We start from the raw sequence: 20,286 nt of genomic DNA on the forward strand, positions 1-20,286 counted from the left end.
GGTTCTCCGTGCCGTACCCGAATGGTCGGGATTCGGCCTCCTGTTGCCCTGTGGAGGTGCCCCGTGCTGGGTCCCGTGATTCTCGCCGCGTCGCGCAGCGACCGGATGCGCCGTCTGATCTCGGCGGCCCCGGTGACCAAGCAGGTCGTCGACCGCTTCATCCCCGGTGAGACCGTCGACGAGGTCGTCCCGATCATCGAGGAGCTCACCGGCAGGGGACTCGAGCTCACCATGGACGTCGTCGGCGAGGACATCACGACCCCGGAGCAGGCTGCGGCCGCGCGGGACGCGTACCTGCAGCTGATCGACCGCCTCAAGGACCTGGAGCTCGGCACGGAGGCGGAGATGTCCGTCAAGCTCTCGATGTTCGGCCAGGCCCTGGAGAACGGCCATGAGCTGGCCCTCGCCAACGTCCGCCCGGTCGTCGAGGCCGCCGCCGCGATCGGCACGACGGTCACGCTGGACGCCGAGGACCACACCACCCTGGACTCGATGTTCGCCGTCCACGAGGAACTGCGGAAGGACTTCCCGCAGACCGGATGCGTGATCCAGGCCTACCTCTTCCGCACCGAGGAGGACGCCCGCCGCCTCGCCGCGAGCGGCAGCCGGGTGCGTATCGTGAAGGGGGCGTACAAGGAGCCGGCGTCGGTCGCGTACCAGCAGAAGGCCGAGATCGACAAGGCGTACGTCCGCGTCATGAGGACCCTCATGGAGGGCGAGGGATACCCGATGATCGGTTCCCACGACCCGCGGCTGATCTCCATCGCGCAGGAGCTCGCCCGGCGCGCCGGGCGCAAGCTCGACGAGTACGAGTTCCAGATGCTGTACGGCATCCGCAGCGACGAGCACCTGCGCCTGGCCGCCGAAGGCCATCGGATGCGCGTGTACACCGCCTACGGCACCGACTGGTACGGCTACTTCATGCGCCGTCTCGCGGAGAAGCCGGCGAACCTGCGCTTCTTCGTCCGCTCGATGGTCAGCAAGGGCTGAACCCGAACACCCGCTCAAGATCAAGGAGTTACGGATCTCATGGACGCTGTGACCCAGGTCCCCACCCCCGTCAACGAGCCGGTGCACGGCTATGCCCCCGGCTCGCCCGAGCGCGCTCGCCTGGAGGCCAAGCTCAAGGAGCTGGCCGAGAACCCGATCGACCTGCCGATGACCATCGGCGGCGAGAAGCGGTTGGGCGGCGGCGAGGCCTTCCAGGTCGTCCAGCCGCACAACCACAAGGCCGTCATCGGCACGCTCCGCAACGCCACCCAGCAGGACGCCAAGGACGCCATCGACGCGGCCCTCGCCGCCGCGCCCGCCTGGCGCGCGATGTCCTTCGACGACCGCGCGGCAATCATCCTGCGCGCCGCCGAGCTGCTGGCCGGCCCCTGGCGCGAGACCATCGCCGCCTCCACCATGCTCGGCCAGTCGAAGACGGCCCAGCAGGCGGAGATCGACTCCCCGTGCGAGCTGGTCGACTTCTGGCGCTTCAACGTGCACTACGCCCGCCAGATCCTGGCCGAGCAGCCCCCGGCCAACTCCCCGGGCGTCTGGAACCGCCTCGACCACCGTCCGCTCGAGGGCTTCGTCTACGCGATCACGCCGTTCAACTTCTCGGCGATCGCGGGCAATCTGCCCACCGCGCCCGCGCTGATGGGCAACGTCGTGGTCTGGAAGCCGTCCCCGACGCAGACCCACGCCGCCGTGCTGCTCATGCAGCTGCTGGAGGAGGCGGGTCTGCCCAAGGGCGTCATCAACCTCGTCACCGGTGACGGCATCGAGGTCTCCAAGGTCGCCCTCGAGCACCGCGACCTCGCGGGCATCCACTTCACCGGCTCGACCAAGACCTTCCAGTACCTGTGGAAGACGATCGGCAGCAACATCGAGAAGTACCGCTCCTACCCGCGCCTGGTCGGCGAGACCGGTGGCAAGGACTTCGTCGTCGCGCACCCGAGCGCCGACCGCGCGGTCCTGAAGACGGCGCTGACCCGCGGTGCCTTCGAGTACCAGGGCCAGAAGTGTTCGGCGACCTCCCGGGCCTACATCCCGGCGTCGATCTGGAACTCCGGCTTCAAGGAGGAGTTCGCGGCCGAGGTCGACCACCTGACCATGGGTGACGTCACCGACCTGTCGAACTTCATCGGCGCCGTCATCGACGAGCGCGCCTTCGCCAAGAACAAGGCCGCGATCGACCGCGCCGAGGAGGACCCGGCCTGCACCGTCGTCGCGGGCGGCTCCTACGACGACTCGGTGGGCTACTTCGTGCGCCCGACCGTCATCGAGTGCACCGACCCGGAGAACGAGGTCTTCAAGACGGAGTACTTCGGCCCGATCCTCGCGGTGCACGTCTACGAGGACGAGAAGTACGACGAGATGCTCGCCCAGATGGAGTCGGTCTCCGACTACGCGCTGACGGGTTCGGTCATCGCCAACGACCGTGCCGCGGCGGCGTACACGGCCGAGAAGCTGCGGTACGCGGCCGGCAACTTCTACATCAACGACAAGTCGACCGGCGCCGTGGTCGGCCAGCAGCCCTTCGGTGGCGGCCGTTCCTCCGGCACCAACGACAAGGCGGGCGCGCCGCAGAACCTGCTGCGCTGGACCCTGACCCGTGCGATCAAGGAGGCTCTGGTCCCGCCGACGGACTACACCTACCCGCACATGGGCTGACGCCCCCCTGAGCGCCGCCCCCGCCCTGGGTTTCGACGACCGAGGACGGGGGCGGTCTTCATGTTCAGCCTTCGCAGTTCGTGCGGTCCGGGTGCGACCGGCAGGCCGGCGCCGCGAAGCCGCCGTCCGCCCGGACGGAAACCTGGCGCGTGTCCCTGCCGCGCACGGTGTACGCCGTGCGTACCAGGCCCGAAGGACCGTCGGCTCTGCGCCATCAGGGGGACGGGCAATCGGGTACCCAACGTCTGCGCAGGTCACGGGCGTGTGACCCGATCGGCTGTCTCAGATAGTAGGAAGTCCGAGTAATTGTGGAGACAGACGCCCGCTCCTCGCTTAGCTTTGTAGGAGTCGAACGTCTCGCTTGATCGAGCGATTGGCGGTCGTGAGCCGGGCCCCGTGCAGGCAACCCCTGCGGCACCGCTCCCCGCTCCTCTGGGGGCACCGCCCACGCCCATCAGGCAGTGGGGGAGTCTCGTCACCCTTTCTGTGCTCCGGGTTCTCGAAGGAGTCGATTCCCCATGGCCGAGACGACCGCCCGCCGCCGAGTCCGTCACGTTTCCCGCACGAGCGAGTCCGACCGCAAGAAGGCCGCCGCCGCGCTCCAGCGCGCACTCGACCGCCGGGACAACGGCGGCGAGACCGGCCACTGAGCCGCGCCCAGACAGGCACCTTCACAGTTCACCCGCCCGGCGGATGATCGCCCCATGCGGCCGGGAGCCGCACCCGCATGGGGCGCCGCGCGGCCGGACGCCTCGCGTCACCGGGCGACGTACTGAGGATCTCCGGCGGCCGCCCTCCGTACGGGTGACGGCACGGCGCTGCGACGATACCGGCATGTCCGTATCCTGGACGTCCTGTGTCATTCCATGGGACACGGAGTACGGTGCCGTCATGTCTCGCAGCATCAATCTCGCAGTGATCCCCGGTGACGGCATCGGCCAGGAGGTCGTGGCCCAGGGGCTGAAGGTCCTCTCTGCCGTCCTTCCGCAGGATGTGAAGCTGGAGACCAAGGAGTACGACTTCGGCGCCCGGCGGTACCACGCCACCGGCGAGACGCTCACCGACGCCGACCTGGAGCAGCTGAAGCAGCACGACGCGATCCTGCTCGGTGCCATCGGCGACCCGTCGGTGCCCTCCGGTGTCCTGGAGCGCGGCTTCCTGCTCAAGCTTCGTTTCGCCTTCGACCACCATGTCAACCTGCGGCCCTCCAAGCTGCTTCCGGGTGTCGAGACCCCGCTCGCGGGCCAGCCCGAGATCGACTTCGTGGTGGTCCGCGAGGGCACCGAGGGCCCGTACACAGGCAACGGCGGCACCATCCGCGGTGGTACCCCGCACGCGGTCGCCACCGAGGTCTCGCTCAACACCGCCTTCGGCATCGAGCGCGTCGTGCGCGACGCCTACGCCCGCGCACAGGCCCGCCCCCGCAAGAAGCTGGCCCTCGTCCACAAGAACAACGTGCTGGTGCACGCCGGTCACCTGTGGACGGACATCTTCGCCAAGGTGGGGGAGGAGTTCCCCGACGTCACCACGGAGTACATGCACGTGGACGCCGCGACGATCTACCTCGTCACGCAGCCCGAACGCTTCGACGTGATCGTCACCGACAACCTCTTCGGCGACATCATCACCGACCTGGCCGCCGCGATCTCCGGCGGTATCGGGGTCGCGGCCTCCGGCAACATCAACCCGTCCGGCGCGTTCCCGTCGATGTTCGAGCCCGTGCACGGCTCGGCGCCCGACATCGCGGGCCAGGGCAAGGCCGACCCGTCTGCCACCGTGCTGTCGGTCGCCCTTCTGCTGCGTCACCTCGGCTACGAGGCCGAGGCCGCCCGTATCGAGGAGGCCGTCTCCGTCGACCTCGCCGAGCGCGTGGGCGCGTCCGCCCGCACCACCGACGAGATCGGCGACGCGCTCGCCGTACGAGCAGCCGGCTGACCCGCGCCGCTCACACTCCCTGAGAAGGCCGCCGGGTCGTCCTTGCGCCCGGCGGCTTTCCCATGCCTTCGCCGGGTGTCACCATCGACCCACCCCTGGGCTACCCCAAGGGCCGCATTCACACCGTTTCGGGCACGACTCCCCGCTTGCGATAATCGAACGAAGAGCCGCGGAATGAGGGAATGCTCGGACGTCCTATCACCTGTCATGGGTGGTGCGGGCGTGAGCGCGGCCCGTCAACACAACCGGTGAAGGACAACCACACATGACGACGCCCACGATCGAGCTGAAGCCCTCTGCCAACCCGCTCTCCGACGCGGAGCGGGAGGCGATCCTGGCCAACCCCGGGTTCGGCCGCCACTTCACCGACCACATGGTGACGATCAAGTGGACAGAGGGGCGGGGCTGGCACGACGGCCAGCTCGTTCCCTACGCTCCGATCTCGCTCGACCCCGCCACCAACGTGCTGCACTACGCACAGGAGATCTTCGAAGGTCTCAAGGCGTACCGTCGGCCCGACGGCTCGGTCGCCACCTTCCGCCCGGAGATGAACGCCCGTCGCTTCCAGCGCTCCGCCCGGCGACTGGCGATGCCCGAGCTGCCGGTGGAGACCTTCATCGAGGCATGCGACCTCCTCGTCCAGCAGGACGAGGGGTGGGTGCCGGCGCACGGCGGCGAGGAGTCGCTCTATCTGCGCCCGTTCATGATCGCCACTGAGGTCGGCCTCGGCGTGAAGCCGGCCAACGAGTACCTCTTCCTGGTGATCGCCTCTCCCGCGGGCGCCTACTTCGCGGGCGGCGTCAAGCCGGTCTCCATCTGGGTGTCGGAGGACCGCGTCCGTGCCGTCCCCGGTGGCATGGGCGACGCCAAGACGGGCGGCAACTACGCGGCCTCCCTGCTGGCCCAGGCCGAGGCCGCGGTCAAGGGCTGCGACCAGGTCTGCTACCTCGACGCCGTGGAGCACAAGTGGGTCGAGGAACTCGGCGGCATGAACCTCTACTTCGTGTACGGGGACAAGATCGTCACCCCGTCGCTCACCGGTTCGATCCTGGAGGGCGTCACCCGCGACTCCCTTCTCACCGTCGCCCGTGACCTCGGTTACGAGGCGGAGGAGCGGCGCCTCTCCATCGGCGAGTGGCAGGCCGACTCCGAGAACGGCACCCTCACCGAGGTCTTCGCCTGCGGCACCGCGGCGGTCATCACCCCGGTCGGTACGGTCAAGCGCGCGGACGCCGAGTGGAAGCAGTCCGGCGGGGAGCCGGGGGAGGTCACTCTCAAGCTGCGCGAGGCCCTGCTGGACCTTCAGCGCGGCACCCGTGAGGACACGCACGGCTGGATGCACCAGCTCGGCTGAGTCGTCCGAAGAAGCGCCGAGCCCGCCCGCGATGTCCCTTCCGGGCGGGCTCGGCGGTGACCGGGCTACTCGGCGGTTCGTTCGACGCGCACCGGCCTCACCGGACGGGTATCCACTGATTTCGCGGGGGAGGTCGCCTTCCCTTGCGCGAAGTCGGGGTGGGGGAGGGAACACGGTTGAACTCACGGTCGCCCCTCGCGCGCACCGTGTGCGGCCCGCGTCTGCGGGGCACCGGCCGGGAACAGATCCTCGGCCGCGTACGGGAGTTCCTGGACGACTCACTGGGACGCCCGGCGCTCGCGGACAGCTGATCAGGCGTGGCTTCACCTCGCCCCGCCGATCTCGTGCCCGGCGGCAACGACGACGACGCGGAGGACGTCTTCGTACGTCGGCCGAGGTGACCCGGGCCGCCTGCACCGTGAACGCAATGTACGAAACCCGAGGCGCTCTTGTCGCAACCGCGAACGCCCGGCACGTTACGGCCCATGGGACGAGAGCATGTGAAGAGGATCTGGATCGGCTCGGCCGGCAACATGGTGGAGTGGTACGACTGGTTCGTCTACGCCAGCTTCGCCACCTACTTCGCCGGGGCGTTCTTCCCGGACGGAAACCCCACGGCCCAGCTCATGAACACCGCGGGCATCTTCGCCGTCGGCTTCTTCATGCGCCCGGTCGGCGGCTGGCTGCTCGGCCGGGTAGGTGACCGCAGGGGCCGCAAGGCCGCGCTGACCCTCACGGTCACGCTGATGTCCGCCTCGGCGATCCTCATCGCGATCGCGCCGACGTATGCCGTCGCCGGGTACGGTGGCGCCCTCGTGCTGCTCGTCGCCCGCCTGCTGCAGGGCCTCTCGGTGGGCGGCGAGTACGCGGCCAGCGCGACCTATCTCACCGAGGCGTCCGAACCGAAGCGGCGCGGTTTCGCCTCCAGCTTCCAGTACGTGTCGATGACCGCGGGTCAGATCGTCGGACTGGGCCTGCAGATCGTCCTCCAGCGCACGCTGTCCGACGACGCGCTGCACAGCTACGGCTGGCGCATCCCGTTCGTGGTGGGCGCGCTCGGCGCCGCGGTGGTCTTCTATCTGCGGCGGAACATGTTGGAGACGGAGATCTACGAGGCCGACGAGACCGGTGGCGAGGAGCGCGGCACGCTGCGCGCGCTGTGGCGGCACAGGCGTGAGGCCCTCCTGGTGATGGCGTTGACCATGGGCGGCACGGTCGCGTACTACACGTACACCACGTATCTGACCAAGTACTTGTCGAACTCGGCGGGTCTGTCCAAGGAGACCGCGACCCTCGTCTCCTTCACCGCGCTGATCGTCTTCGCCTGCCTCCAGCCGCTCGCCGGGCGGCTCTCCGACCGTATCGGGCGCCGCCCGCTGCTGATCACCTTCGCGGTCGGCTCCACGTTCCTGACCGTGCCGATCATGACGATGCTCAAGGAAGCGGGCAGCTTCTGGCCGGCGCTCGGCCTGTCCCTGCTGGCCCTGGTCGTGGTCACCGGCTACACCTCGATCAACGCCTGTGTGAAGGCGGAACTGTTCCCGACAGGGGTGCGCGCCCTGGGCGTCGCCCTGCCGTACGCCCTCGCCAACGCGCTCTTCGGCGGCACGGCGGAATACGTGGCGCTGTGGTTCAAGAGCTCGGGCGCCGAGTCCGGCTTCTACTGGTACGTGGCGGGTTGTTCGGCCGTGTCCCTTGTGGTCTACCTCACCATGCGGGAGACCCGGGACCTCGATCTGACACGGATCAAGGCGTCCGAGCCGTCCGCCGCGACGACCGCATCCTGAGACGGCGGTGAGCGCGGGGGCGGAATGTGCCAGACTGCCCCCGTGCTCTCGTTCGCCATGATGATTGGCAGCAGGCGCGCCGGTCCGCAGTGACCGCTTCGTACGACCAGGTACGGGCGGCCACCGTCGTCCTCGACCCGCGCGCAGACCTCTCGCACCCGCGAGAGGTTTTTCGTTTTCCTGGCCCACCTGCAGCCGGGAGGCCCGCGCGAGGGACCATGGGGGGACGGTGGAACCGGTCATTCCGGTAGACCGAGATCCAAAACAGGAGCCTTGAGACCATGACGGAAACCAGTGAGCTCGACGACTCGTTCCACGTCTTCGACACGACGCTGCGCGACGGTGCGCAGCGTGAGGGCATCAACCTCACCGTGGCGGACAAGCTGGCCATCGCACGGCACCTGGACGACTTCGGCGTGGGCTTCATCGAGGGCGGCTGGCCCGGCGCCAACCCGCGCGACACTGAGTTCTTCGCCCGGGCCCAGCAGGAGATCGCGTTCCGGCACGCCCAGCTCGTCGCCTTCGGCGCGACGCGCCGGGCAGGCGGCAAGGCGGCAGAGGATCCGCAGGTCAAGGCGCTGCTGGAGTCGGGCGCGCAAGTGATCACCCTGGTTGCCAAGTCGCACGACCGTCACGTGGAACTGGCCCTGCGTACGACGCTCGACGAGAACCTGGAGATGATCCGCGACACGGTCTCCCATCTGCGGGCCGAGGGCCGCCGGGTCTTCGTCGACTGCGAGCACTTCTTCGACGGCTACCGGGCCGACCCGCAGTACGCGAAGGCCGTGGTCCGTGCCGCGTCGGAGGCGGGCGCGGACGTGGTCATCCTCTGCGACACCAACGGCGGCATGCTGCCGGCACAGGTCCAGGCGGTGGTGGCGACGGTCCTGGCGGACACCGGAGCCCGGCTCGGCATCCATGCCCAGGACGACACGGGATGCGCGGTCGCGAACACCCTCGCCGCCGTCGACGCCGGCGCCACTCATGTGCAGTGCACGGCGAACGGGTACGGCGAGCGGGTGGGCAACGCGAACCTGTTCCCGGTGGTGGCGGCCCTGGAGCTGAAGTACGGCAGGAAGGTGCTGCCCGAGGGCAGGCTGCGCGAGATGACCCGTATCTCGCACGCGATCGCGGAGGTGGTCAACCTCACGCCCTCCACGCATCAGCCGTACGTGGGCGTCTCGGCCTTCGCGCACAAGGCTGGCCTGCACGCGTCCGCGATCAAGGTGGACCCGGACCTGTACCAGCACATCGACCCCGAGCGCGTCGGCAACACCATGCGGATGCTGGTCTCCGACATGGCGGGCCGCGCGTCGGTGGAGCTCAAGGGCAAGGAACTGGGCGTGGATCTGGGGGGCGACCGGGAGCTGGTCGGCCGGGTCGTGGAGCGCGTGAAGGAACGCGAGCTCCAGGGCTACACGTACGAGGCGGCCGACGCGAGCTTCGAGCTCCTCCTGCGCGAGGAGGTGGCCGGCAGGCCGCTGCGCTACTTCCGCACGGAGTCCTGGCGGGCCATCGTCGAGGACCGCCCCGACGGCACCCACGCCAACGAGGCCACGGTCAAGCTCTGGGCCAAGGCCGAACGAATCGTCGCGACGGCGGAGGGCAACGGCCCCGTCAACGCCCTGGACCGCGCCCTCAGGGTCGCCCTGGAGAAGATCTACCCCGAGCTCGCCGCCCTCGACCTGGTCGACTACAAGGTCCGCATCCTGGAGGGCAAGCACGGCACCCAGTCCACGACCCGTGTGCTCATCTCCACGTCGGACGGCACCGGTGAGTGGTCCACGGTCGGCGTGGCGGACAACGTGATCGCCGCGTCGTGGCAGGCGCTGGAGGACGCCTACGCGTACGGCCTGCTGCGGGCGGGAGTGGTACCGGCGGAGTAGCCCCTCGGACGGGTTCGGGGCTGAAGGGTGCGGGCGGCACCCTTCAGCCCCGCTCGGGCTACTGCAACCGCCACTTCTGGTTCGCCGCGCCCGTGCACGACCAGATCTGCGCCCGTGCCCCGTTCGCCGACGAGTTGTCGGTCACGTCGAGGCACTTGTCCGCCGCGATGTTGACCACGTCACCCGTCGCGGAGTTGTACGACCACCGCTGTGCTCCCGTGCCGTTGCAGTCGTACAGCTGCACCTTCGCGCCGTTCGCCGTCGAGCCTCCCGATACGTCCAGGCACTTCCCCAGCGCCTGGACGGACCCGTCGGTCTTCACCGTCCACCGCTGGGCACTCGTGCCGTTGCAGTCGTACAGCTGTACCGCCGTCCCGTTCGCCGACGAGGCGCCCGCCACGTCCAGGCACTTGCCCGCGAGCCCCACGAACGCCCCAGTCCGGTCACCACCGCCGGACTGGGTGCCCGACCAGGTGAACGTCGCCGACGTCTTGCCCGGCAGCGAGTACGTCGCGTGCTGCGAACCCCAGTTGATCGTCACCGTCTTCGCGGAGGTCGCGTCGTTGTAGGCGATCAGCGCCTTCGAGCCGTCCGGGTTCCGCCACGCCACGTTCGGCACCGCCGAGCTCGCCGTCGACGCGATGCGCTGCGCGCCCGGCCGGACGAACTTCGTCAGGTGGCCCATCGTGTAGTACTCGATCGTGTAGTCGACCGTCCCGCTCGCACCGTCCCCGTTGTGGACCGTGATCAGCCCGGTGCAGGTACCGCAACCTCCGTTGTGCGGCCCCCTGTTCTGGTCCACCGCCAGTGACCACTTCGTCACGGACTTCGCCCAGTTCCGCGTGTAGTCGACGATGTTGAGCATGTCCTCGCGCTGCTGGTTGGCGATCCAGGTGCCGCCGGAGTGCTCCGTGCCGAACGCGTCCAGCTGCGGGTACTGGTTGTGCACGGTCGTCTGCTTCGTGACGTCACCGCCGTACCCGTGCCAGGCGATGCCGCCGAAGTTCGGGTGGGAGCGGATCGCCGCGTCGTTCACCGTCTGCGCCGCGTAGCCGTCGTAGGTGTCCCAGTTCCAGTCGTGCGCCAGGACCTTGGTCGGCAGACCCGCCGCCTGGAGTTTGGGCAGCAGCTCGTTCTTCGTGAAGTACGCGAGCCCGGACGCGTTCCAGCTCATCGACGGGTAGCCCGAGCAGCACGTCGGCTCGTTCTGGGCCGTGACGTAGGAGACGGGGACGCCCTGGTCGCGGTAGGCCTGGAGGTACTTCACGAAGTACGAGGCGTAGGCCCCGTAGTCCTCGGCCTTCAGCCAGCCCCCGTTGAGCTGGCCGCTGTCCTTCATCCAGGCGGGCGCCGTCCACGGGCTGGCCATCACCGTGAGCGAGGGGTTGAACTGCAGCGCCTGCTTGGTCAACGGCACCACGTCGGCCAGGTCGTGCTCGACGGAGAACTTCGTCAGGTTCGGGTCCGTCTGGCCGCCCGGGACGTCGTCGTAGGTGTATCCGAAGCGCGCCAGGTCGGAGGCGCCCATCGGATTGCGCAGAAACGACAACCCGATGCCCTCCGACGGCGAGAACAGCTTCCGCATGGTCGCGTCCCGCGTCGCCTGCGAGAGCGCCCCGCTGCTGTTCATCAACCACGCCGCGGTGTCCGTGAAGGACGCCCCGCCGCCGGTGAACATCTGGTACCGGGTGTTCTCGTCGACCGTGATGTTCTCGCCGCCACCGCCGGTGCCCGACTGGAAGGCGAACGGGGTCTGTGCCTGCAACCCGCGTACGACATGGCGTCCGCCGGAGTCGTCGGTCGTGGTGAGCCAAGCCGTGATCTGTTCCCCGGCGGCATGCGCCGGCGCGGTGCCCGCAGCGGTCAGTCCGGCGGTGGTCAGCAGTCCGGCGAGGAGCACGTGAACCGCGCGCAGGGGTGTTCTCATGGTGCGCCGCCCTTCTGGGGGTGGGGGATGGGAGGCGTGCGAGGCGTGAGTAAATGACGGCACCGTAGCGTCGTCAAGAGGGCGTGCGTTCAGTTTCCGAAGGAACAACGGGCCTGATTCCGGAGGGACTTGGGTCTGTACCTGTTCTGGTGTGAAGTCTTGACGGCTTCCTGGTGCGCCAGTTAACTCACGCCGTGATCTAAGTCGTAAGCTCACGTTCGTGGACTACGAGAGCCAAGGGGAAAGGTCCATGCGAAGAACCGCCCTGCTCGCCTCCGCCGCCCTGCTCACCGCCCTGCTCCCGCTGACCGCCGCCGGTTCCGCGTCCGGCGCGGACGACCCCGCGCCCGTCCCGGTCGACCGCTTCGAAGGGGAGGTGCCGTTCGCGAAGCAGCCCGCCGACGGCATCTTCACCTGGGGCGGTGACAGCGACGACCCGCCCGCCCTGCAACTCACCGATCGCACGGACGCCCCCGAGGGCGCCAAGGTCCTCACCGGCACCTACGAGATCAGCGGTTACGGCGGCTTCACCCACGACTTCGCCGCCGATCAGCCCGCCCACGACTGGTCCGCCCGCAAGGGCATCCGCTTCTGGTGGGACGGTCAGAACAACGGCAAGAAGATCGCCTTCGAGATCAAGGACGGTGGCGCGAACGGCGAGGCCTCCGAGCTGTGGACCACCTCGTTCACCGACGACTTCACCGGCTGGAAGCAGATCGAGATCCCGTTCGCCGACTTCATCTATCGCACGGACTACCAGCCCGTCGGCGGTATCGACCACGTCCTCGGACTGACCCAGATGTGGGGGTACGCCGTCACGCTCCCCGTCGGCGTCAAGGGGCAGTTCGCCATGGACGACGTGGAGTTGTACGGCAAGGCGGACCAGTCCCTGCGGGCCTCGGTCACCACCGACGCCGGCGTCTACCCGGTCGGCGAGGGCGGCACGGCCACCGTCAAGGTCACCGTCGCCACCACTGGCTCCGCCCCGATCGACGACCCGGTCACCGTCACCTACGAGACGGCCGGCGGTACCGCCGAGCCCGGCAAGGACTACACCCCGGTCTCCGGCACCCTCACCTTCCCCGCCGGCACGGCCTCCGGCGCCGTGCAGACCATCCAGGTCCCGACCCTCAAGGACGGGTCCGCCGAGTCCGCGGAGACGATCCCCCTCAAGCTCACGGTGACCGGCGCCAAGGCCCCCGCCGAGACCCCGCAGATCGTCGTCGACGCCCACGGACTGCCGTACCTGAACGCCAAGTTGCCCGTGAAGAAGCGGGTCGCCGACCTACTCGGCCGTATGTCGCTGCAGGAGAAGGCCGGCCAGATGACCCAGGCCGAGCGCGGCGCCATGTCCCGCCCGGGCGACATCGCCGACTACGACCTCGGCTCGCTCCTGTCCGGCGGCGGCTCCACGCCCACGCCCAACACCCCTGCGGCCTGGGCGAAGATGGTCGACGGCTTCCAGCTCCGGGCCCAGGCCACCCGCTTTCAGATCCCGCTGATCTACGGCGTCGACGCGGTTCACGGCCACAACAACCTGGCCGGCGCCACCGTCATGCCGCACAACATCGGCATCGGCGCCACCCGGGATCCCGGGCTCGCCGAGAAGGCCGGCGCGGTGACGGCCGCCGAGGTCCGGGCGACCGGCATCCCCTGGGACTTCGCGCCCTGTCTGTGCGTGAGCCGTGACGAACGCTGGGGCCGCTCCTACGAGTCCTTCGGCGAGGACCCGGCCCTCGTCCAGTCCATGGAGACCGTCATCCAAGGCCTCCAGGGCCGCGCGAACGGCAAGGACCTGAGCCGGGGCGACAAGGTCCTCGCCACCGCCAAGCACTTCGTCGGCGACGGCGGCACCGCGTACGGCTCCTCGACCACCGGGAAGTACACCGTCGACCAGGGCGTCACCACGGTCACCCGGCAGCAGCTGGAGGCCATCCACCTGGCACCGTTCGGCACGGCCGTCGACCGGGGCATCGGCACCGTCATGCCGTCGTACTCGTCGCTCGACATCATCGGCGACGGGCAGGGCCCGGTGAAGATGCACGCCCGCGCGGACATGATCAACGGTGTCCTCAAGGACCGCATGGGCTTCGACGGCTTCGTCATCAGTGACTGGAACGCCATCGACCAGCTCCCCGGCGACTACCCGGCCCACGTGCGTACGTCCGTGAACGCGGGCGTCGACATGATGATGGTGCCGTACGCCTACAAGGACTTCACCGCCACGCTCATCGACGAGGTGACGGCAGGCCGGATCGGCGAGCGGCGGATCGACGACGCCGTCTCCCGGATCCTGACCCAGAAGTTCCGGCTGGGCCTGTTCGAGCACCCCTACGCCGACACGAGCGGCGCAGCCGCGATCGGCTCGGCGGCGCACCGGGCGGTGGCCCGCCAGGCCGCCGCCGAGTCGCAGGTGCTGCTGAAGAACAGCGGCGGGCTGCTGCCGCTGAAGAAGAGCGAGAAGGTGTACGTCGCCGGGTCCAACGCCGACGACATCGGCAACCAGACCGGTGGCTGGACCCTCACCTGGCAGGGCTCCTCCGGGAACATCACCAAGGGCACGACCGTCCTCCAGGGCATGCGCGAGGCCGGCGGGAACGTCACCTACTCCAAGGACGCCTCCGCGCCGATCGACGGCTACGACGTGGGTGTGGTCGTCGTCGGCGAGACCCCGTACGCCGAGGGTGTCGGTGACGTCGGCAACGGACACGATCTCCAGCTGTCCGCCGCCGACAAGGCCGCCGTGGACAAGGTGTGCGCGGCCATGAAGTGCGCGGTGCTGATCGTCTCCGGCCGGCCCCAGTTGATCGGCGACCGGCTCGACGGGATCGACGCGCTGGTCGCCTCCTGGCTCCCCGGCACCGAGGGCGAGGGCGTCGCCGACGTCCTGTACGGCGCGCGGCCCTTCACCGGGCAGCTCCCCGTCACCTGGCCCCGGTCGCAGGAACAGCTGCCGATCAACGTGGGCGACACCTCGTACGACCCGCAGTTCCCCTACGGCTGGGGTCTGACCACGCTCACCAAGGTTCCGGACGGCGGCGTGGCGTCCCTGAAGGCGCTGGAGCGGGCGGCGGCCGTGGCCGAGCGGGCGGGCTCCGCGTCGGCGGGCCGTGACATCGTCACCAAGGCCCGGCTGCTCGTGCAGCAGAAGGCGGGATCCGCGCTCACGGCGGCGGCCTCCGCACCGTTCGCGGACGCCGACCATCTGCTGCTCACGGGGAAGTACGCGGCGGCGGTGGCGAAGCTGACGCAGGCGTACCGAGCGGTGGCCTGACCTGTCCGGGCGGGGGCGGTGCACTCCGGCACCGCCCCCGCCCGGCTGACCTGTTCCGGCCGCCTTCGGGTAGCGTCGAAGTATGAAGGTGGTACTGGTCAAAGGGCTCGTCGTACCGCTGGTCGCCCTGCTCATGGCGGCCCTGGCGGTGTTGTACGCGGGTGTGCCGCGCGCGCAGGCGGCGACGGACGTCTCGACCGTCGCCACGGCGCTGCGCACGGGACCGGTCTACGTCGATCCGGCGGCCTCCGGACAGCTGTCCACCCGGGACGCCGACGCCCTGGCGAAGAAGATCGTGGACGCCGGCAAACCGGTCTTCGTGGCCGTCCTGCCCGCCGGCTACCCCACGCAGAACCTTTTCGCCGACCTTCGCACGGCAACCGGCATCACCGGCCTGTATGCGATCCGCCTCGGCGACCGCTTCGACGCCCGGGCCGACTCCTCGGTGCTGCCCCGCACCGCCGTGCAGAACCTGGTCACCAGCGTGCAGGGCGAGTCCGCCAAGGCTCAGCTCGACGACTTCACCGACCGCGCGCTCGCCAACGTCCGCGGGCACGCCCCATCGACCTGGGGCGGCTCGGGCCGTGACAGCGGGGTCTCGTCCACGGCGCTGATCACGGTGGCCGTGGTGCTCGTCGCCGGAGCCACAGGGGCCTATGCGCTGGTGCGACGCAACCGGCGCCGTCATGCGGAGGAGCAGCGGGCCGCACTGGACAAGCTGCGGGTCGTGGTCGACGAGGACATCACCGCCTTCGGTGAGGAGTTGGACCGCCTCGACTTCCAACCGGGGGAGCCGGGCGCGAACGACGCGATGCGCGAGGACTACGAGCGGGCACTGAACGCGTACGACCAGGCGAAGTCCGCCATGGCCGCGGCGCAGCGCCCGGAGGACGTGAAGGCCGTCACCCAGGCACTGGAGGACGGCCGCTTCTCGCTGGCGCTGCTCGCCGCCCGCCGCGAGGGCCGTCCGCTGCCCGAGCGCCGGCCGCCCTGCTTCTTCGACCCACGCCACGGTCCGTCCGTCGCCGACGCGACCTGGACGCCCGCGGGCGGCGCCCCGCGCGAGGTCCCGGTCTGCGCCGCGGACCGGGCCCGGCTGGCCGACGGCCGCGACCCCGCGATCCGCGAGGTGGACACGGAGTACGGCCGCCGCCCGTACTGGGACGCGGGCCCCGCCTACGGCCCCTGGGCAGGCGGCTACTTCGGCGGCGGCATCCTGCCCGGGCTGCTGGTCGGCACGCTCCTGGGCAGCATGATGGCCACGCCGTCGTACGCGGCCGACTACGGCGCGGGCTACGGCGACTTCGGCGGCTACGCGGGAGGAGACGTCTCCGGAGCGGACTTCGCCCCCGGAGACTTCGGCGGCGGCTTCGGCGACGGCGGATCAGGGGACTTCGGCGGCGGGGACTTCGGCGGCGATTTCTGAACCGGCCGGGGGTTCACGCCCGGCCGCCGGGGAGATCCACGTGCGCGAGCCGCTCCATGAGCGCGCTCGCCGGTGTGAGCACCCCGCGCCCGGTCTCGCTGAATGAGGCGAGGGCCGCGGCCGGCCAGGCGTCGCGCTCGGCCATGTCCCGCTCCAGCGCCCGGCGGCCCTGCTCGGTGAGCGTCGGCACGGACTGACGCCGGTCGACCGTGCCCGGCCGGTGTGCGACCAGCCCCTCGGCCTCCAGTTCGGCGAAGACCCGGGTCAGCGATTGCGGACGATGCCGCTCGGCCGCGGCGATCTCGCCCGACGTCGCATGCCACGCGAACGACGACGGCCCGCCCTCCGGTCGCGCGGCGACGGAGGACGGGCGGCGTTCGGCCGGTCGCCCGGAAGGAGGCGCGCGGCGGGGTCGGCGGGTGTTACGCCTGCTTGATGGCCGAGATGTCGAAGACCAGCTTGATCTTGTCCGAGACCAGCACACCACCGGTCTCCAGGGCCGCGTTCCAGGTCAGGCCCCACTCCGAGCGCAGGATCTCCGCCTTGCCCTCGAAGCCGACACGCTCGTTGCCGAACGGGTCCTTCGCGACGCCGTTGAACTCCAGGTTGATGGTGAGCGGCTTGGTCGTGCCGAGGATCGTGAGGTCACCGGTGATCCGGTAGTCGTCGCCGCCCAGCGCCTCGGCCTTGGTGGAGCGGAACGTCATCTTGGGGTGCTCTTCGGTGTTGAAGAAGTCGGAGCTCTTGAGGTGGCCGTTGCGGTCGGCCGAGCCCGTCTCGATGCTGTCCATCGTGACGTCGATGGAGGCGGTGGACTTCGACGGGTCGGAGCCGTCCAGGTACAGCGTGCCCTCGAACTCCTGGAAGCCGCCCTTGACGTTCGTGACCATGGCGTGGCGGGCCACGAAGCCGATCGTGGTGTGGGACGGGTCCACCGTGTACGTGCCGGTCAGCGCGGCGAGCTCCGGGTTCGTCGCGGCGGGGGCGCTGGTGGTGTCGGTGTTCTTGCGGCCGAAGATGCCCATGACATGCTCCTTGGGGACGGGTAGGTCAGCGATCTCGAAGATGTTCAATCTTCAACGATGTTAACGCGGTCGACCGTAGACCTATTCCATTCAAGTTTCAAACATTATCCCGCGTGTGTCGCGCGCGTCACGCTGTTCGGCGGTCCCTGCGCGAGGATGCCGACCCGTCACGCCCGGCCGTCGCGCGTTCGTCGTCGCGGCCCCGACGGCACGACCACCGGCCGGGACGTCGGCCGGCGGTCCGCCGCGACGAAACCCCGGACCACGCCGACGAGTTCGGCGCCCTCCAGGTCCGCCGGCTCGCGGTCAGCCTCCGTACGGGGGCGACCGTACGGCCGGGGCCCGCGCCTCTTGTCCCGCCCGCACCGGCGGCCTCGGCCGCGCTCTCCCCGCGATCGCGGCTCCGGCGCTCGGCTTCCTCCGGCAACGCTACGCCTTCGGGCGATCCCGACGGCAGGTCCGAAGCCTCACCGCCCGTGGACGACGTGCAGGGTCTGTGGCCAGGTCCAGGTGCCCTGGGCCCGCCGGCGGAGAGGTTCCGGCGGACCGGTACCGTGAACGGACGCAACGCGTCGGCCCCGGTGGGAGTGCTCCTGGTCCGCATCGCGCCGGTCCATACGAGCGAGTCACCTCTTCGGGCGAACCCGGGAAGATCGTTCGTGGCCGCTCGGCGCGGGCGTCGCAGGCGCCGGTCCGACCGTCGAAGTCGGGTCGGACGCGCCGCCGTTCGGGGCTCGGTGTCACCCCGGGGATGGCATGTGCGACCTCTCGATGTGAGGTGGCTCTCGAGTGAGCGCTTTGTGAGACCCCCACAACGCCCAATCCCCCCAAACAGTCAGATGGGCTGCATCCGGTTCGGATTCTGTTCAGTGGTACCAGGAAAACGGGCCGGAGACTGTACGGAGTCGACGGCCCTCTTTGCTTGGTGGACTTCGTAAGGTCGCTACATGACCGTTTTGGACGAGGCTGTAGATTCCGGGAGCGAGCCCACGGATGCGCGCGGGCGGGTCGCCGAGCTGCACGAGATCCGTGCGCACGCGCTGGCCGGGCCCAGCGAGAAGGCCACCGAGGCGCAGCACGCCAAGGGCAAGCTGACCGCCCGGGAGCGTGTCGAACTGCTCCTGGACCCGGGCTCCTTCCAGGAGGTCGAGCAGCTGCGCCGGCACCGGGCGACCGGGTTCGGTCTGGAGACCAAGAAGCCGTACACCGACGGTGTGGTCACCGGCTGGGGCACGGTGGAGGGTCGGACGGTCTTCGTCTACGCCCATGACTTCCGTGTCTTCGGTGGTGCGCTGGGCGAGGCCCACGCCACGAAGATCCACAAGATCATGGACATGGCCATCGCGGCCGGTGCGCCGCTGGTCTCCCTGAACGACGGTGCGGGCGCCCGCATCCAGGAGGGTGTCTCGGCGCTGGCGGGCTACGGCGGCATCTTCCAGCGCAACACCCGGGCATCCGGTGTCATCCCGCAGATCAGCGTGATGCTGGGCCCGTGCGCGGGCGGCGCGGCCTACAGTCCGGCTCTCACGGACTTCGTGTTCATGGTCCGCGAGACGTCGCAGATGTTCATCACCGGCCCCGACGTGGTCAAGGCCGTGACGGGTGAGGAGATCTCCCAGAACGGGCTGGGCGGGGCGGATGTGCACGCCGAGACCTCCGGCGTCTGCCACTTCGCTTACGACGACGAGGAGACGTGCCTCGCCGAGGTGCGCTACCTGCTGTCGTTGCTGCCGCAGAACAACCGGGAGAACCCGCCGCGGGTGGAGAGCGCGGACGCGGTGGACCGACGCAGCGAGGTGCTGCTGGACCTGGTACCGGCGGACGGCAACCGGCCGTACGACATGGCCAAGGTGATCGAGGAGATCGTCGACGACGGCGAGTACCTCGAGATCCACGAGCGCTGGGCGCGCAACATCATCTGCGCGCTGGCCCGGCTCGACGGTCAGGTGGTGGGCATCATCGCCAACCAGCCGGGGACCCTGGCCGGGGTGCTGGACATCGAAGCATCGGAGAAGGCTGCGCGCTTTGTCCAGATGTGTGACGCCTTCAATATCCCGTTGGTGACGTTCCTGGACGTTCCCGGGTTCCTGCCCGGTGTCGACCAGGAGCACGGCGGGATCATCCGTCACGGCGCGAAGCTGCTGTACGCCTACTGCAACGCGACCGTGCCGCGGATCTCGCTGATCCTGCGCAAGGCGTACGGAGGTGCCTACATCGTGATGGACAGCCAGTCCATCGGGGCGGACCTCACCTACGCCTGGCCCACGAACGAGATCGCCGTGATGGGCGCGGAGGGCGCGGCAAATGTGATCTTCCGTCGTCAGATCGCGGGCGCGGAGGACCCGGAGGCCATGCGGGCGCGGATGGTCAAGGAGTACAAGTCCGAGCTGATGCACCCGTACTACGCGGCCGAACGTGGCCTCGTGGACGACGTGATCGACCCCGCCGAGACGCGCGAGGTCCTGATCAAGTCGCTGGCGATGCTGCAGTCCAAGCATGCGGACCTGCCCTCCCGCAAGCACGGCAACCCCCCGCAGTAACCCAGCGGACCCAACGCGGCAACCCCGCGGACCTCTCTCTCCCGGAGACTGACACCCATGGACATCCCTGATATTCGCGTCGAGAAGGGCCACGCCGAGCCCGAGGAAGTGGCCGCCATCACGGCCATACTGCTGGCCCGTGCGGCCGCCCAGTCGTCCACGCCGGCCCAGGCCCATTGCGGCCGCGCCAAGGCCGGCTGGCGCCGTCTGGAGCGCGAGCCGGGCTTCCGGGTACCGCACAGCTGGCACGGCTAGGCCGCGCGCTTCCCAGCCCCTTCTCGAAGGGCCCCACCGTCTCGGAGGGGCCCTTCTTGGTGTGCGGGTGCTGCGACGGTGCGGACACAAAGAAATCCCCGCGCCCCAGAAGGGGCGCGGGGAACCACGTGAACAGCCACCTGTGGCCTGCGGTCGGCGTACTTCCCGGGCCTCGGCTGTCCGTTGTCGCCCGCCTAGCGCAACCGGGCCATCAGC

General features: G+C 69.5%; 15 protein-coding genes. 12 read left to right on the forward strand and 3 right to left on the reverse strand.

Annotation, left to right across the window (positions count from 1 at the left end):
* Nucleotides 1-63: 63 nt before the first annotated feature.
* The 8 genes from VXC91_RS21490 (at nucleotide 64) to cimA (ending at nucleotide 9,623) form a co-directional block, all read left to right on the forward strand.
* Nucleotides 64-990 carry a proline dehydrogenase family protein gene (locus tag VXC91_RS21490; RefSeq protein ID WP_329508927.1) on the forward strand — a complete coding sequence of 309 codons (927 nt, stop codon included), beginning with the start codon at nucleotides 64-66 and terminating at the stop codon, nucleotides 988-990.
* A 39-nt stretch (nucleotides 991-1,029) separates the two neighbouring features.
* Nucleotides 1,030-2,661 carry an L-glutamate gamma-semialdehyde dehydrogenase gene (gene pruA / locus VXC91_RS21495; protein WP_329508928.1) on the forward strand — a complete coding sequence of 544 codons (1,632 nt, stop codon included), beginning with the start codon at nucleotides 1,030-1,032 and terminating at the stop codon, nucleotides 2,659-2,661.
* Nucleotides 2,662-3,179: 518 nt separating this feature from the next.
* Nucleotides 3,180-3,311 (forward strand): hypothetical protein, encoded by a 132-nt coding sequence (locus VXC91_RS21500; RefSeq protein WP_107116645.1) that lies wholly within the window; start codon nucleotides 3,180-3,182, stop codon nucleotides 3,309-3,311.
* Nucleotides 3,312-3,552: 241 nt separating this feature from the next.
* On the forward strand, nucleotides 3,553-4,596 hold the full coding sequence (locus tag VXC91_RS21505) for a 3-isopropylmalate dehydrogenase (RefSeq protein ID WP_329508929.1): 1,044 nt from the start codon (nucleotides 3,553-3,555) through the stop codon (nucleotides 4,594-4,596).
* Nucleotides 4,597-4,861: 265 nt separating this feature from the next.
* Nucleotides 4,862-5,950: a branched-chain amino acid aminotransferase gene (locus VXC91_RS21510; protein WP_329508930.1), complete on the forward strand. Its 1,089-nt coding sequence runs from the start codon at nucleotides 4,862-4,864 to the stop codon at nucleotides 5,948-5,950.
* A gap of 176 nt (nucleotides 5,951-6,126) precedes the next feature.
* The gene (locus VXC91_RS21515) at nucleotides 6,127-6,261 is read left to right on the forward strand and encodes a hypothetical protein (RefSeq protein ID WP_329508931.1); all 135 of its coding nucleotides are present in this window, start codon (nucleotides 6,127-6,129) and stop codon (nucleotides 6,259-6,261) included.
* 174 nt (nucleotides 6,262-6,435) lie between these two features.
* Nucleotides 6,436-7,737, forward strand: a complete 1,302-nt coding sequence (locus VXC91_RS21520) for an MFS transporter (RefSeq protein ID WP_329508932.1) — start codon at nucleotides 6,436-6,438, stop codon at nucleotides 7,735-7,737.
* 281 nt (nucleotides 7,738-8,018) lie between these two features.
* Entirely contained in the window at nucleotides 8,019-9,623 is a 1,605-nt protein-coding gene (cimA, locus tag VXC91_RS21525) for a citramalate synthase (protein WP_329508933.1), read from the forward strand.
* A 58-nt stretch (nucleotides 9,624-9,681) separates the two neighbouring features.
* Here the strand turns inward: cimA and VXC91_RS21530 are convergent, their stop codons facing one another.
* Entirely contained in the window at nucleotides 9,682-11,550 is a 1,869-nt protein-coding gene (locus VXC91_RS21530; protein WP_329508934.1) for a ricin-type beta-trefoil lectin domain protein, read from the reverse strand.
* 250 nt (nucleotides 11,551-11,800) lie between these two features.
* Here VXC91_RS21530 and VXC91_RS21535 point away from each other — a divergent pair, with 250 nt between their 5' ends.
* Nucleotides 11,801-14,824 (forward strand): glycoside hydrolase family 3 protein, encoded by a 3,024-nt coding sequence (locus tag VXC91_RS21535; protein WP_329508935.1) that lies wholly within the window; start codon nucleotides 11,801-11,803, stop codon nucleotides 14,822-14,824.
* 82 nt (nucleotides 14,825-14,906) lie between these two features.
* Nucleotides 14,907-16,250: a hypothetical protein gene (locus VXC91_RS21540; protein ID WP_329508936.1), complete on the forward strand. Its 1,344-nt coding sequence runs from the start codon at nucleotides 14,907-14,909 to the stop codon at nucleotides 16,248-16,250.
* A gap of 13 nt (nucleotides 16,251-16,263) precedes the next feature.
* Here VXC91_RS21540 and VXC91_RS21545 read toward each other — a convergent pair whose 3' ends face one another.
* Together VXC91_RS21545 and VXC91_RS21550 are read right to left on the reverse strand one after the other, a co-directional pair.
* A complete protein-coding gene (locus VXC91_RS21545) occupies nucleotides 16,264-16,440 on the reverse strand; it encodes a hypothetical protein (protein ID WP_329508937.1) in 177 nt (58 codons plus the stop codon).
* A 232-nt stretch (nucleotides 16,441-16,672) separates the two neighbouring features.
* Nucleotides 16,673-17,275, reverse strand: a complete 603-nt coding sequence (locus VXC91_RS21550) for a YceI family protein (protein ID WP_329508941.1) — start codon at nucleotides 17,273-17,275, stop codon at nucleotides 16,673-16,675.
* 947 nt (nucleotides 17,276-18,222) lie between these two features.
* Here VXC91_RS21550 and VXC91_RS21555 point away from each other — a divergent pair.
* Both VXC91_RS21555 and VXC91_RS21560 read left to right on the forward strand, forming a co-directional pair.
* Nucleotides 18,223-19,815: an acyl-CoA carboxylase subunit beta gene (locus tag VXC91_RS21555; protein WP_329508938.1), complete on the forward strand. Its 1,593-nt coding sequence runs from the start codon at nucleotides 18,223-18,225 to the stop codon at nucleotides 19,813-19,815.
* Between the two features lie 57 nt (nucleotides 19,816-19,872).
* Nucleotides 19,873-20,070, forward strand: a complete 198-nt coding sequence (locus VXC91_RS21560) for an acyl-CoA carboxylase subunit epsilon (RefSeq protein WP_329508939.1) — start codon at nucleotides 19,873-19,875, stop codon at nucleotides 20,068-20,070.
* The last annotated feature ends 216 nt before the right edge of the window (nucleotides 20,071-20,286 follow it).

The sequence above is a fragment of the Streptomyces chiangmaiensis genome (assembly GCF_036281785.1).
Classification (GTDB): Bacteria; Actinomycetota; Actinomycetes; order Streptomycetales; family Streptomycetaceae; genus Streptomyces; species Streptomyces chiangmaiensis.

What these genes read in the sequence shown, in the direction of transcription:
- VXC91_RS21555 (WP_329508938.1), top strand. Translation starts at nt 18,223, where the DNA reads ATGACCGTTTTGGACGAGGCTGTAGATTCCGGGAGCGAGCCCACGGAT.
- VXC91_RS21550 (WP_329508941.1), bottom strand. Translation starts at nt 17,275, where the DNA reads ATGGGCATCTTCGGCCGCAAGAACACCGACACCACCAGCGCCCCCGCC.
- VXC91_RS21560 (WP_329508939.1), top strand. Translation starts at nt 19,873, where the DNA reads ATGGACATCCCTGATATTCGCGTCGAGAAGGGCCACGCCGAGCCCGAG.
- VXC91_RS21520 (WP_329508932.1), top strand. Translation starts at nt 6,436, where the DNA reads ATGGGACGAGAGCATGTGAAGAGGATCTGGATCGGCTCGGCCGGCAAC.
- VXC91_RS21505 (WP_329508929.1), top strand. Translation starts at nt 3,553, where the DNA reads ATGTCTCGCAGCATCAATCTCGCAGTGATCCCCGGTGACGGCATCGGC.
- VXC91_RS21530 (WP_329508934.1), bottom strand. Translation starts at nt 11,550, where the DNA reads ATGAGAACACCCCTGCGCGCGGTTCACGTGCTCCTCGCCGGACTGCTG.
- VXC91_RS21535 (WP_329508935.1), top strand. Translation starts at nt 11,801, where the DNA reads ATGCGAAGAACCGCCCTGCTCGCCTCCGCCGCCCTGCTCACCGCCCTG.
- VXC91_RS21500 (WP_107116645.1), top strand. Translation starts at nt 3,180, where the DNA reads ATGGCCGAGACGACCGCCCGCCGCCGAGTCCGTCACGTTTCCCGCACG.
- VXC91_RS21540 (WP_329508936.1), top strand. Translation starts at nt 14,907, where the DNA reads ATGAAGGTGGTACTGGTCAAAGGGCTCGTCGTACCGCTGGTCGCCCTG.
- cimA (WP_329508933.1), top strand. Translation starts at nt 8,019, where the DNA reads ATGACGGAAACCAGTGAGCTCGACGACTCGTTCCACGTCTTCGACACG.
- VXC91_RS21510 (WP_329508930.1), top strand. Translation starts at nt 4,862, where the DNA reads ATGACGACGCCCACGATCGAGCTGAAGCCCTCTGCCAACCCGCTCTCC.
- pruA (WP_329508928.1), top strand. Translation starts at nt 1,030, where the DNA reads ATGGACGCTGTGACCCAGGTCCCCACCCCCGTCAACGAGCCGGTGCAC.